General features: G+C 60.1%; 13 protein-coding genes. 4 read left to right on the top strand and 9 right to left on the bottom strand.

Going from position 1 to position 13,176, the window contains the following annotated elements:
- Positions 1 to 98: 98 nt before the first annotated feature.
- Positions 99 to 2,162: a 2Fe-2S iron-sulfur cluster-binding protein gene (locus tag ACRC4F_RS16555; RefSeq protein ID WP_438660306.1), complete on the top strand. Its 2,064-nt coding sequence runs from the start codon at positions 99 to 101 to the stop codon at positions 2,160 to 2,162.
- A gap of 12 nt (positions 2,163 to 2,174) precedes the next feature.
- On the opposite strand, the gene ACRC4F_RS16550 is transcribed toward ACRC4F_RS16555, so the two are convergent.
- The gene (locus tag ACRC4F_RS16550) at positions 2,175 to 2,834 is read right to left on the bottom strand and encodes a carbonic anhydrase (RefSeq protein WP_438660305.1); all 660 of its coding nucleotides are present in this window, start codon (positions 2,832 to 2,834) and stop codon (positions 2,175 to 2,177) included.
- 165 nt (positions 2,835 to 2,999) lie between these two features.
- Positions 3,000 to 3,467, bottom strand: a complete 468-nt coding sequence (gene cynS / locus ACRC4F_RS16545) for a cyanase (RefSeq protein WP_109629803.1) — start codon at positions 3,465 to 3,467, stop codon at positions 3,000 to 3,002.
- A 123-nt stretch (positions 3,468 to 3,590) separates the two neighbouring features.
- On the opposite strand from cynS, the gene cynR reads away from it, so the two are divergent.
- Entirely contained in the window at positions 3,591 to 4,487 is an 897-nt protein-coding gene (cynR, locus tag ACRC4F_RS16540) for a transcriptional regulator CynR (protein ID WP_438660304.1), read from the top strand.
- Here cynR and ACRC4F_RS16535 read toward each other — a convergent pair.
- From ACRC4F_RS16535 to ACRC4F_RS16510, 6 genes are all read right to left on the bottom strand, one after another.
- A complete protein-coding gene (locus ACRC4F_RS16535; RefSeq protein WP_438660303.1) occupies positions 4,473 to 4,778 on the bottom strand; it encodes a hypothetical protein in 306 nt (101 codons plus the stop codon). The genes cynR and ACRC4F_RS16535 overlap by 15 nt on opposite strands.
- 130 nt (positions 4,779 to 4,908) lie before the next feature.
- Entirely contained in the window at positions 4,909 to 5,238 is a 330-nt protein-coding gene (locus ACRC4F_RS16530; protein WP_109636020.1) for a hypothetical protein, read from the bottom strand.
- 518 nt (positions 5,239 to 5,756) lie between these two features.
- Entirely contained in the window at positions 5,757 to 6,260 is a 504-nt protein-coding gene (locus tag ACRC4F_RS16525) for a GNAT family N-acetyltransferase (RefSeq protein ID WP_438660302.1), read from the bottom strand.
- A 49-nt stretch (positions 6,261 to 6,309) separates the two neighbouring features.
- Positions 6,310 to 6,939 (bottom strand): glutathione S-transferase family protein, encoded by a 630-nt coding sequence (locus ACRC4F_RS16520; RefSeq protein ID WP_438660301.1) that lies wholly within the window; start codon positions 6,937 to 6,939, stop codon positions 6,310 to 6,312.
- Positions 6,940 to 7,054: 115 nt separating this feature from the next.
- A complete protein-coding gene (locus tag ACRC4F_RS16515) occupies positions 7,055 to 9,004 on the bottom strand; it encodes a DNA topoisomerase III (protein WP_438660300.1) in 1,950 nt (649 codons plus the stop codon).
- Positions 9,005 to 9,139: 135 nt separating this feature from the next.
- Complete coding sequence (locus ACRC4F_RS16510) at positions 9,140 to 10,039, bottom strand: AraC family transcriptional regulator (protein WP_438660409.1); 900 nt, start codon at positions 10,037 to 10,039, stop codon at positions 9,140 to 9,142.
- 207 nt (positions 10,040 to 10,246) lie between these two features.
- On the opposite strand from ACRC4F_RS16510, the gene ACRC4F_RS16505 reads away from it, so the two are divergent.
- Both ACRC4F_RS16505 and ACRC4F_RS16500 read left to right on the top strand, forming a co-directional pair.
- The gene (locus ACRC4F_RS16505) at positions 10,247 to 11,080 is read left to right on the top strand and encodes an oxidoreductase (RefSeq protein WP_438660299.1); all 834 of its coding nucleotides are present in this window, start codon (positions 10,247 to 10,249) and stop codon (positions 11,078 to 11,080) included.
- 291 nt (positions 11,081 to 11,371) lie between these two features.
- Positions 11,372 to 11,740: a DUF427 domain-containing protein gene (locus tag ACRC4F_RS16500; protein WP_438660298.1), complete on the top strand. Its 369-nt coding sequence runs from the start codon at positions 11,372 to 11,374 to the stop codon at positions 11,738 to 11,740.
- Between the two features lie 237 nt (positions 11,741 to 11,977).
- On the opposite strand, the gene lldD is transcribed toward ACRC4F_RS16500, so the two are convergent.
- Positions 11,978 to 13,120 (bottom strand): FMN-dependent L-lactate dehydrogenase LldD, encoded by a 1,143-nt coding sequence (lldD, locus tag ACRC4F_RS16495; RefSeq protein WP_438660297.1) that lies wholly within the window; start codon positions 13,118 to 13,120, stop codon positions 11,978 to 11,980.
- Positions 13,121 to 13,176 lie beyond the last annotated feature (56 nt).

The following is a 13,176-nucleotide window of genomic DNA, read 5'->3' as shown; positions in this document are numbered from 1 at the left end:
CCGACGAACCTCCATAGTCCAAAACGGCGAACTACGCTTGAGCGCCTGAGCCACAAAAGCAAGCGAAGGCTTGCGGGCACGAAGGCGTAGAGGTCGTCATGAATCAGTCGCAAGAGCAGGGCGCGTCACCCTGGCACGCGGGCGAGCGGCAGTTGCAGGAAAGCGTCGGTGTGGCCGAGCGCATGGAAGTTTTCGGGCGCAAGGTGGTACGCGATTATCTGCCCGAGCAGCATCAACTGTTCTACGCGCAGCTGCCGTATCTGCTGGTCGGCGCCGTCGATGAGCAAGGCGTGCCATGGGCGACCCTGATTGAAGGGCCGCCCGGGTTTGCGCATTCGCCGGATCCACAGCAATTGCAACTCGAACGCCTGCCCGCCGAGGGCGATCCCGTCAGGCCCGCGCTCAAGGCGGGCGCCTCGGTGGGGCTGCTCGGTATCGATCTGAAAACCCGCCGGCGTAACCGAATGAATGGCCGCATCAGCAGCGCCACCCCGGGCGGTTTTGCCGTTGCCGTCGAGCACGCCTTCGGCAATTGCCCGCAGTACATTCAACTGCGTGCCGTCGAACCCGAGTCAGTGGGCCGTGCATCGTCTGCGGTGGCTGTCGAGCGTTTCGATGAATTGGACGAGGCCGCCCGGGCGACCATCGGCAACGCCGATACCTTTTTCCTTACCAGTTACGTAGACCTTGATGGCGACCCGACAAAACGTTCGGTGGATGTCTCGCACCGTGGCGGCAATGCAGGCTTCGTACGGGTCGAGGGCAACGTGCTGACGATCCCTGATTTCGCCGGCAACCTGCACTTCAATACCTTGGGTAATCTGCTGCTCAATCCGCAGGTAGGGTTGCTGTTTGTCGACTTCGAATCGGGTGATGTGCTGCAAATCGCAGGGCGCACCGAGATCATTCTGGAAGGTCCGGAAATAGCAGCGTTCCAGGGCGCTGAACGACTCTGGCGAATGACGGTGGAACACGTCGTGCGCCGCGCCGGTGTGCTGTCGCTGCGATGGCAATTTGAAGGATTTTCCCCGAACAGCTTGATGACCGGCAGTTGGCAGCAGGCTGAGGGTCGATTGCAGGCCGATGCCTTGCGCGATCAATGGCGGTTGTTGCGCGTGACCCGCATCGTTGAAGAAAGCACCAGCATCCGTTCGTTTTACCTGGAGCCCACAGACGAAGCGGGCTTGCCGCGCTTCGAGGCCGGGCAGCATTTGCCGGTGCGCTTTTGCCTGGCCGAGGGGCAGGCGCCTTTGGTGCGCACATACAGCCTGTCGAGCGCACCGTCGGACAGCTTCTTTCGTATCAGCGTCAAGCGTGACGGGCTGATTTCATCGCATCTGCACGAGCGTGTCCGCGAGGGCGATCTGATCGAAGCCCGCGCGCCGCAGGGCCGGTTTACGGTGAAAGCCGATGAACGTCGGCCGCTGGTGCTACTGGCCGCGGGTGTCGGCGTGACGCCGTTGTTGTCGATGCTGCGCGAAGTGATCTACGAAGGCGAACGCATCCGCCGCACTCGACCGACCTGGTTTATCCAAAGTGCCCGCAGCCTTGCCGAGCTGGGGTTTCGCGATGAATTGTACGAACTGGCCACCCGTGCCAAGGATTCGGTGCGAGCGCTGCGCCTGCTCAGTCAACCCGAGGATCATGCCCGAGAAGGTGAGGATTTCGAGGTGGCAGGAAGGGTCGACATCGAGTTGCTCAAGGCGTTGCTGCCGCTGGACGATTACGATTTCTACCTGTGCGGGCCCGGCGCGTTTACTCAAGGGATTTACGACAGCTTGCGGGCGTTGCGCATTGGTGACGAGCGCATTCATGCGGAGACGTTCGGGCCTTCCACGCTGGTCCGTCTGCGCGACCAACTGAGTCCGGCCCCGGCACAAGTGCCGGCAGCGGACAGCTCGGTGAAAGTAGTGTTTTCGGGGTCGGCCAAGGAGGCTCGTTGGGAGCCGGGCGGCGGGAGTTTGCTGGAACTGGCTGAAAGCCGTGGCTTGAATCCGGACTTCAGCTGCCGTGGCGGCTCATGCGGAACGTGCCGCACCCGATTGCTCAGCGGGCAGGTGCATTACCTGAACATGCCCGCCGAGTTGCCGGCGCCAGGGGAAGTGCTGATCTGCTGCGCGGTGCCGGCCAAGGGCAGTGAGCCCTTGGTGCTGGATATCTAGCGCGGCCCGCCATCAAGCGGCTTCGACGGCTTTGCCATACACGGCGCAGGTGGTCGGGTGTTCAGCCAGCGACACAAAGCGGCGGCTGTCGGCCTCCAGGGCGTCGATCGAACCGGTCTCGATGTCGTAGACCCAGCCGTGCAGGTTCAGCTGACCTTTTTCCTGGGCCAGGCGCACGCTCGGGTGCGTCTGGATGTTGGCCAGTTGCGCGATGACGTTCTCCCGGACCATCGAACTCACCTTCGCCGCATCATCGGCGTGAGGGCGGGATTCGTTAATGACCTTGGCGGATTCGGCGTGTTGCAACCAGCCGCTGACAGCCGGCAGATGATCCATGCATGTGCACTTGGCGATAGCGGTCATGGCGCCGCAATCCGAGTGGCCGCAGATCACAATGTCTGTCACGCCCAGCACCGCGACCGCGTATTCGACCGTGGCCGAGACACCGCCCGGGTGCGGGCTGTAGGAGGGCACGATGTTGCCGGCGTTGCGGATCACAAATAGTTCGCCGGGTTCTTGCTGGGTCAGCAGTTCCGGGACCACGCGGCTGTCGGAACAGGTGATGAACAACGTGCCGGGATGCTGGGTGGTGGCCAGGTGTTTGAACAGGTCGGTGCGTTGCGGGAACGCTTCGTTCTGGAACTTCAAAAAACCTTCGATGAGCGCTTTCATGGTGATGTCCTCTTGAATCGGATGGTTGCCCTGTAGCAGCTGTTGAGCAGCGCGAGGCTGCGTCCGACTGCGGAGCAGTCGCATGGGTCTGCGAAGACTTCGTCTTCGGACGCTGCCTCGCGGTGCTCGACAGCTGCTACAGGGAATTGCGTGTGTTCGGATTGGTTAGAAAGGACGCAGTGGCAGGAACTTGCCATCCAGGGTGATCACAGCGCGATGGCCGCCTTCCGGATCTTCGACCTTCTTCATGTCGAGCTTGAAGTTGATCGCGCTGATGATGCCGTCGCCGAACTGCTCGTGAACCAGGGCTTTCAATGTGGTGCCGTAGATCTGGATCATTTCGTAGAAACGGTAGATGGTCGGGTCGGTTGGCACGCCGGAGAGGCTGCCGCGCAGTGGAATGATTTGCAGACGGGCTACGGCGTCGGCGTCCAGGTCCAATTTCTCGCCAACCACTTTGGCGGCGGATTCCGGCAGCGGGTGCTGGCCGAGCAGGGCGGCGGTCACGTAGGCCAGGCTCAGGCCGGTGCCCTCGGCCATGTCTTCGAAAGACAGATTTTTGCGAGCTTTAGCGTCGAGGATTTTGGCGGTCAGTTCGAGGTTGGTGTCGTTGTAAGCGTGGGACTGCTGCATGGTGTTTCTCCTATCGGGGTTTGTATTGCTTGGGTGTGAAGCAATCTTCTGCCGATTGATCCATAGCGTCCAAGACCGATATACAATGCTGCGCATAAGCCCTGCCTATAGATGGTGTGCCCCATGCTGCTGCGACATTTGCGATATTTGCTGGCGGTTGCCGACCACGGCGGCTTCACCCGCGCCGCCGAGGCGCTGCACGTTTCACAACCGACCCTGTCCCAGCAGATTCGCCAGCTGGAAGAAACCCTGGGTGTGAGCCTGTTCGACCGCACCTCGCGCACGGTCAAACCGACCGATGCGGGCGAGGCCTACATCGCATGTGCACGGCGGGTATTGGTGGAGCTTGAAGCCGGCAAACGGGCGCTGCATGACGTGAAGGACTTGTCGCGCGGCTCCTTGCGCCTGGCCATGACGCCGACGTTCATGGCGTACCTGGTGGGGCCGTTGGTGCGCGATTACGTGGCGCGGTTTCCTAACATCCATCTGCAGATTTTCGAGTTGTCGATGGACGACATCGAGGCGGGGCTGGCGGATGACTCGCTGGACATCGCCATCGCGTTTACCCAGGTCAGAAATGCCGATATCGAGTCGATCCCGGCATTTACCGAAACCCTTGGGGTGATGGTAGGGCGGGATCACCCGTTATATGAACGGCAGGTCGCGTTGTCCGCTGAAGAGGTGGCGCAATTGGACTTTGCGCTGTTGGCCCAAGACTTCGTCACCCGCACCCGTATCGATGACTATTTTGCCCAGGAGCAGATCACGCCCAAGGTGGTGATCGAGGTCAATTCGGTGAGTACGTTGCTGGAAGTGATTCGGCACACGCCCATCGCCACCATCCTGCCGGAGCCCATCGCCACCCAGGACCGGGCACTGCGCAGAATTCCATTGTTGGGGGACGCGCCTACGCGCGGGGCGGCGCTGCTTCGGCGCAAGAACAACTATCACAGCGCGGCGTCGGTGGCGTTCATCAATCTGGTGTTAGGTACGGTGGTGACGGAGTCAGTCGTCCAGTGATTGGCAGACGCCATTGGGCGCCTTGCCCGTGGAGCTCACGGTCACCGAGTCGTCATCGGCGAGAACGATCGAAATCGTCACGCCTGATCCCTTGGCTTCGAAGCTGCGCTCTTTGATCATGGCTTTGGTTTCGGCTTCTACGTTGTTGATCATCACCGGGCCGTCCTGATCCGCGTGAATGATGATTTTTCCGGGGCATTCCACATCGAATGAGGGAACACCTTCGATCTTGTTTGCGTGAGCAATCATTGCGGTGGACAGCAACAGCAGAAATGTCAGGGCATTTTTCATCGCAAGTCTCCATGGGCACAGCAGCGAATACGATTAAAGATAGCTGCATTTGCCACACACGAGACAAACAAAAAAAGGCCCCGCTCGAGACTACGAGCGGGGCCTTTTTATTGTTGAACTGCGGGGGGTATCAGTAGAACCGGTCAATCACCCGAACTTCATTCTGGTTCTGCATCGAGGCCCACGCCTGTTTCAGCGTTTGCAGAACATGACCAATGAAGTCCTTGTCGGCCGCGGCTTTCTTGCCGACATAGCCCTGGCCGCGACGGTACATCTTCAGTCGGGCCAACAGGTTCTGGTTGTTCTGGTCGAACTCCGCTTCATGGGCGTGTGGCGACAGGCAATCGATATGAACCTGGCCCGATTTGCTGATCCACAGAATGTGGCTGTCGTGGCTGTCTTTTTGCGCCGCGAAGATACGAGCCAGTTCATCGATAGTAGGTTGATTGTTCAGATTCATAATATGCCCCTTGACCATTTGGTGATCTTTCAAAGTTGATTCGCTAATACAGGTAGCCCATCGGTTAGTTGATCCCTGGCACCGAAACCAGGACGTCAGCGGTCAGCCGTCGATTCGACGGGGTCTCGCGTCTGTTGCATGTAGTCGTGTTGAATAACTGCTACGCAATAGCGTCACAACGAAGAGAAGCAGCGAAAACCTGGAGGCCACCGCCGACTTTTGAGGGTCGGCCACAAGCTTCATGAGGATTGATCGCCAGCGCTTCTCGTCTTTGTACTGGACGTTCGGGCCAGGTCAGCTTCTTCAATCTGCCTTGTGGGCAGCGTGTATCCGGGAAAAACAGCTCGGCGGTCAGACGAGCTTGCTCAAACATGTTGCTGTACTCCCGATCGGGGAGATGTCTGCATCATGCAAGGGCAAAACGGAGGCGTCAACCGTTATGTAGTGATTATTTTCAGTCACTACATATTGTCGGACAAAGCGCTTTGGAATTAAAAAGGGGGGCCGCAACGCGCCGGTCAGGCCGACGGCAGCGAGCGTTGGAAGCGGTAGAAGGTGCAGGGATAACCGTCGACCGTCCGCTGATGCAGAGTGAATCCATTGCCCGCGAGCTGAGGCATCACGACGGCCCAAAACAACCGTGCAGGTTGGTTCGCGTCGATGTGGAAAATCTGCCATTGACCGGGGAACCGGCTCAAGAGGGTGGACACGACAAACTTCGCGACACCTTGGCCACGAAAGCGCCGACTGACAAAAAGGTAGCCGATGTTGTACTCGGCACCGTCGATATGAACGTCGCCGTCCACGGTCACGAAACCGGCGAGCTCACCGTCCACTTTGATCAGGAACGGCCGGGTCGCGGAGTTGCGCCAATAATCCTGTTGCAGCTGGATGTTGAAGAAACCGTGTTCGCCGAGTTTCAGCGGCAGCCACTCGCTGAAGTCGTGCATGTAGAACTGCATCAGGTTTTCGATCGTTTCCAGTTCGTCGCGGTGTGCGGCGTGCAGTTCAATCGAAGGCATGCTGGCTCGCTCCAGATCGCAGGACCGTCCGTGGCCCTTTCGGGATCACTCAGTGAGGCGCGAAGTCGTACGTCCCACCTGTCTTCAATGCAGCGGCGTAAGCGGGACGTTTCTGGAAGCGATCAACCCAGGCCGCTACATGAGGGTAGTTGCCCAGTTTGCCTTGGGCCCGGGCAATCTCGCCGATAAAGCTCATCTGGATATCGGCGGCACTGAACTCGTCACCGAGCAGGTAATCGGACTGGCTCAAGGCTGTGTCGAGGTAGCCGAGGTAGTTGGCCACTTCCGAATTGATCCGCGGATGCAGCGGCGCACCGGCTTCACCCAGGCGCCCGACGTACAGGTTCAACATCAGTGGCAGCATGGCCGAGCCTTCGGCGAAGTGCAGCCACTGGACGTATTCGTCGTAGGCAGCGGTGGCCGGATCGGGTTGCAGGCGCCCCTGGCCATGACGGCGGATCAGGTAGTCGATGATGGCCGAAGACTCGATCAGTTTCTGCGCGCCATCTTCGATGACCGGCGATTTGCCCAAGGCGTTGATCGCTTTCAATTCCGGCGGTGCCAGATTGGTTTTCGGGTCGCGCTGGTAAAGTTTCAGCTCATACGGAATGGCCAGTTCTTCCAGCAGCCAGAGAATCCGCTGGGAGCGGGAGTTGTTCAGGTGGTGCACGATAATCATAAGCAAAATTCCTGTAGCAGCTGTCGAGTGAAACGAGGCTGCGTTGTCTTTTCAGAAAGTGGGCCATCGCCAAGCTTGAAGAACACTAGACCATCACGGCCCATTCGAAGTGCCATCAAGCTTTGCTGGCCGGTTTCGCCGCGCGTTTGGCCCCCGTCGCTGGCTTGCGCTTGGCAGTCTTTCGTTTGTTTTTCCACGGCGTGGCGCCCCGGCCGGCCGGGCTCGCCGGCCCACTGATGGTCAAGCTCAGGCCGGCGCAACGGGCCACCTGTTTGCTCATCCACGCGGCTTGTTTGGTGACGAATTCTTCCAGGCTCATCTCGCCGCTTTGCACCATGTCCAGCGCCTGTTCCCAGATGGCGGTTGTGCCGGGGTCGGCAATGGCGCGCGGCACCGCATCAATCAGGCTGAAGGCGGCCGGGGTGGCGGCCAGGGCTTTGCCATTCTTGATCAGATAACCGCGGTCGAGCAGGCCCTGGATGATCGAGGCGCGTGTCGCCTCGGTGCCAATGCCGGTGGTGTCCTTGAGCTTCTGTTTGAGCAGCGGGTCTTCCACCAGTTTGGCGACGTTCTTCATCGCTTTGATCAGGTCGCCTTCGGTGAATGGCTTGGGTGGTTGCGTCCAGAGGTCCTTGAGCTTCACATCGGACACCGCGCAGTCCCGTCCTTCGGCCAATGCCGGCAGTGTTTGCGGTGCCGGTGCCTCGCGACCCTTGGCCGGGGCGAGCGCCTCGGGCAGGGCGCGTTTCCAGCCGGGCTCGACGATTTGCTTGCCGACGGCGCGCAAGGCTTCACCGGCGCAATCGAAGTCAGCCTGGGTGCGGTCGTATTCATGGTTGGGCAGGAACTGCGCCAGATAGCGCGCGCGGATCAGCGTGTAGACCGCACGCTGCTTGCCCACCAGTCGATCAAGATGCTTGGCCGCCGCCGTCGGGATGATGCCGTGGTGAGCCGTGACCTTGGCATCGTTCCAGGCCCGTGAGCGGCGCTGTGGCTCCAGGTAGTCGTTCAACGCGTTCAGCGACGGATCGGCCTGCCGCAGCGCCGCAAGAATGCCCGGGGCTTCGCTGTGTTGACTCAGCGGCAGGAAGCCGCAATCGCTGCGCGGGTAAGTGATGACCTTGTGGGTTTCGTAGAGCGCCTGGGCGATGTCGAGAGTTTCCTGGGCGCCAAGGCCGAGCTTCTTCGAGCAGACTTCCTGCAAGGTGCCCAGATCGAACGGCAGGGGCGCGACTTCACGCATCCGTTCGGTTTTCAGTTTGATCACACGGGCACTCGCCGCGCTGCCGATGGCGGCGGCCGCTTGCTGGGCCAGCGCCTGATTCAGGCAGCGATCCTGATCGTCACAGACGTCAGATGCTGCGCGCCACTGGGCGGTGAACGCCGTGCCGTCGTGCAACAGTTGCACGTCGATGGCCCAATAGGCGACCGGCACAAAATCGGCAATGCTGCGGTCGCGATCCACCACCAGCCGCAAGGTCGGCGTCTGCACCCGACCCACCGGCAACACGCCCTGATAACCGGACTGTCGCCCCAGCAGCGTAAACAACCGGCTCATGTTCATCCCGATCAACCAGTCGGCCCGGGAACGTCCCAACGCCGAATGGTAAAGACTGAAAGTCTCGGCACCCGGCTTGAGTGCCGCCAGCGCCTTGCGGATCGACGCATCGTCAAGGGCTGACAGCCACAGGCGCCGGATCGGCCCGCGGTAGCGGCAATGCTCGACCAACTCCCGGGCAATCATCTCGCCCTCACGGTCGGCGTCGGTGGCGATCACCAGTTCATCCGCCTCGCCGAGCAAGCGTTTGACCGCTTTGTACTGGCTGGCGGTGCGTGGTTTGACCGTCATCTTCCATTTTTCCGGAATGATCGGCAGATCCGCCAGTACCCAGCGCTTGTACTTCGCGTCGTAGGCATCCGGCGGTGCGGTTTCCAGCAGATGGCCGATGCACCAGGTCACCGTGACGTCCGTACCCAGCCAGCAACCGTCGCCTCGGCGCCTGGCGCCGAGTACCGCCGCGATGTCTTTGGCTTGGGAAGGTTTTTCACAGAGGTACAGCTGCATAACCACCATCGTTCAGTCGATTTGAAGAAGGTGGACAGAATGCGCAGGGATTGCGATTGGAGCAACCTTTATCTGTATGGATATACAGATAAAGGATTGCCGGTGATGACAGATGATATGCAAGCCCCTTCGCGCTCAATGCGAGGACACAAAGACCGAATCCTGCACCGGCGGCGGCAGCGCAAATGAGCCTTTCATGCGCGCCACTTCTTCGGTGGGCGTACGGCCAAATAACCTTTTGAACTCGCGACTGAACTGCGAGCCGCTTTCATAACCGACGTCGGATGCCGCCATCGCCACGCTGCAGCCGTTGCGCACCATCAACAGCCGAGCCTGATGCAGGCGGGTGGATTTCAGATACTGCATCGGCGAGGCGTGGGTGATGGCTTTGAAGTGCGCATGAAAGGTCGGCACACTCATATTCGCCTCCGAGGCCAACTGTTCGACGTCGAGCCGTTCGCCAAGGCAGGCGTGGATTTTTCGCAGGGCCAGGGAGATTCGGCCGAAACGGCCGCGGGCGGTGAGGGCGGCGCGCATCGAGCCGCCCTGGGCGCCGGTGAGGATCCGGTAATAAATCTCCCGCACCAGCGACGGCCCGATAATGCGGCTATCCAGCGGAGAATCGAGCGCTTCCAGCAGGCGCAGCACGGATTGGCTCAAGCACGGTTCCACGGGTGAGGCGTACATGCCCTTGGGCTCGGCGGTTGGTTCGTTGTCGAGCTGCAGCATCAGGTCGGCGGCGAGGTTGAAGTCCAGATGAAAATAGATTGCCAGCAGCGGTTCCTCGGCGCTGGCGTCGGTTTCCATGGTGAACGGCACGGGCACGGCAACGGCCAGATAGTGCTTGGCATCGTAAAGGTAGGTCGCATCGCCCCAATACCCGCGTTTGCTGCCCTGGCAAACGAAGACGATGCCCGGATCGTAGAGCACCGGCGTGCGCGCCAGTGGACGGTCGGAGCGCAACACGCGTACATCAGCCAGCCGCGTGAGGTTATAGCCCTCGGCCGGTGCGAGTTTCGCCAGCAGCGCGATCATGCGTTGCTGGTCATCGTTTTGATCAACCCTTGAAACGCCCACATGCCTTTCCCGTTCAATAACTCTGGGCCTGAATGTGAACCGCTGCGCGTTGCAAATCAATCGGCTCATAGGATTAGGCAAAAGACTCATCACAATCGGCGTTCAGTCGTTCCCGCGGCATATCTACCATGGTCAGCAACTTCACAACCACGGCGGAACATAATCATGACGACGAAAAAGACGCTCTTCATCACCGGCGTCAGCAGCGGCTTCGGCAGGGCATTGGCCAATGAAGCCCTGGCTGCAGGGCACCGGGTGATCGGCACCGTGCGCAACGAAACGGCACGCGCAGAGTTTGAGCAGCACCCGTCAAAAAATGCATTCGGCCGTTGCCTGGACGTCACCGACTTCACCGCGATTGATGCCATCGTCGCCGAGGTTGAAAACAACCTCGGGCCGGTGGATGTGCTGGTCAACAATGCCGGTTACGGCCATGAAGGCATTTTCGAGGAGTCGGCGCTGGAAGAAATGCGCCAGCAATTCGATGTCAACGTGTTCGGCGCGGTGGCCGTGACCAAGGCGTTCGTACCGTTCTTCCGCCAACGACGGGCCGGGCACATCATCAACATCACCTCCATGGGTGGCCTTATCACCATGCCCGGCATCGCTTATTACTGCGGTAGCAAATTTGCCCTGGAGGGCATTTCCGACACCTTGAGCAAGGAACTCAAGCCGTTCGGCATCGCGGTCACGGCGGTGGCACCGGGGTCGTTTCGCACGGATTGGGCCGGGCGCTCGATGCGTCGCTCCGAGCGCAGCATCCCTGACTATGACGCGAGCTTCGACCCGATCCGCACAGCGCGCCAGAACAAAAGCGGCAAGCAGCTGGGCGACCCGATAAAAGCAGCCCGCGCCATGCTGACCTTGATCGCCAGCGACGCGCCGCCCGCGCATTTATTGCTGGGCAGCGATGCACTGCAACTGGTGCGCGAACGGCTCGCGAACATGGCGCAGGAGATTGATGCATGGGAGGCGGTGACTCGATCCACCGATGGTTGAGCAGCGACATCGTCGCGGTGTCGTGGCACGGGGGATTTTGTGGTGGGGACAGTAGGGCGGACAACCGCTGAATAGAGGGTTGCGAACTTCTGTGGTGAGGGAGACTGTCGGACCGCCGCAGCGTCCCGTTCGGCTGCGAGACCGTCGTGACGACGAATTTTGGGTTATACCTGACATTCGCAGTCTCAGATTTGGGACCGCTGCGCAGCCCGGCGGGAGCAAGCTCCCTCGCCACATGAGCGGGGTGCTAATCTTGCTTCAGGTTCATCACCGTCATGAGGAACGTATTCCATGAAAAGCACCGGTCCCAGTCCTGTCATCACTATCGCGGAGCAGCCCGGCTGCCTGTTGGTGAAGTTTCACGGTATTCAAGTGGCTGCTTCGACGCGTGCGCTGGTGCTGCTCGAGGCCAATTATCCTCCGGTGTACTACGTGCCCTGGGAGGACATCGCCGAAGAGTTTTACGCCCGTACCGACCACACGACTTATTGCCCGTACAAGGGCGACGCCACTTATTACAGTCTGCAGATCCCGGGGCATGAGGGCGCTAACGCGGTGTGGAGATATGAAGATCCCAAAGTCTCGGTGGATCAGATTCGCGGGTATGTGGCGTTCTATCCGGATCAGGTTACGTTTGAGATTCTCAAAAACGTTGAGTGAGGTTGCGCATCGACGGTAGGGCTGTTCACTCACGCGCGGCGTATCAGGCATACCTGCTTTTGTGGCGAGGGAACTTGCTCCCGCTGGGCTGCGTAGCGGCCCCAAAAAGGGAGTACCCCGACCGATTTTTGTGAGTGCTACGCACTCAAGCGGGAGCAAGCTCCCTCGCCACAGGTTTTCATTGACTGACGAGGCGCTTGAGTGAGCAGTCGCTCGCACTGATGGGGCGTATTCACCTCAGCGAACAGCCCCCACCAGCGTCGATTCATCAATCTGACCAATCGAAGTCACCCCCGTCAGCGTCATGGCCACGCGCATTTCCCTGGCGAAAATATCCAGCATGTTCTCCACCCCGCGTTGCCCGTCGGCCGCCAATGCATAGGCCATGGATCGCCCCAGCAATACGCCTTTTGCGCCCATGGCCAGCATCCGCACGACATCCAGCCCTGAGCGGATGCCTGAGTCGACCAGCACCGTCAAGTCATTGCCCACCGCCTGCATGATCGGCGGCAATGCCTTGGTGGTGGACAGCACGCCATCGAGCTGCCGCCCTCCGTGATTCGACACCACAATGCCATCCGCGCCAAAGCTGACCGCGTCCTTGGCGTCCTGCGGGTCGAGGATACCCTTGATGATCATCGGGCCTTTCCAGAAATCACGAATCCACTGCAGATCGGCCCAGCTGATCGAAGGGTCGAAGTTATTGGCCAGCCAGCCCATGTAGTCTTCGAGTGTGACGGCTTTGCCCAGGTACTTCGAGATATTGCCCAGGTCGTGTGGACGGCCCATGAGGCCGACGTTGAAGGCCCAGTCGGGTTTGGTCATGGCCTGGAGCATTCGCCGCGACGACGCAAAAGGCCCTGACATGCCTGAATGCGCATCCCGGTAGCGGGCGCCGGGCGTCGGCATGTCGACAGTAAACACCAGGTTTTTAACCCCGGCGGCCTTCGCACGCTCCAGCGCATTTTTCATGAAACCGCGGTCTTTGAGGACGTACAGCTGAAACCAGATGGATTGCTGGCTCTGCGCTGCAACCTCCTCGATCGAGCATACCGAGACCGTGGAAAGGCACAGGGGAATGCCTTTGTTCTCTGCCGCTCTGACCGCCTGCACTTCACCCCGGCGGGCGAACATGCCCGTCAGGCCGACCGGCGCCAGGATGACGGGCATTGAAAGGGGTTGATCGAAGAGGGTGGTTTGCAGGCTCAGGGTTTCGACGTTTTTCAGGATGCGCTGACGCAGGCTGATGCCCGTGAGGTCGGCGCTATTGGCCCGCAGCGTGTGCTCTGCGTAGGCCCCGCCATCGATGTAATCGAACAGGAAACGCGGGAGTTTGCGACGTGCTGCCTCGCGATAGTCGGATGCGGATGAAATGATCATGGTGCCTCGGTCTGTGGAATGGCGGGGCTGCCGATGTCGTTGAGCTTACCTGTGGT

This window comes from Pseudomonas sp., assembly GCF_051660785.1.
Taxonomy (GTDB): Bacteria; Pseudomonadota; Gammaproteobacteria; order Pseudomonadales; family Pseudomonadaceae; genus Aquipseudomonas.
The sequence above is the reverse complement of the archived record's forward strand: the minus strand, read 5'-3'. Positions and strand labels throughout refer to the sequence as shown.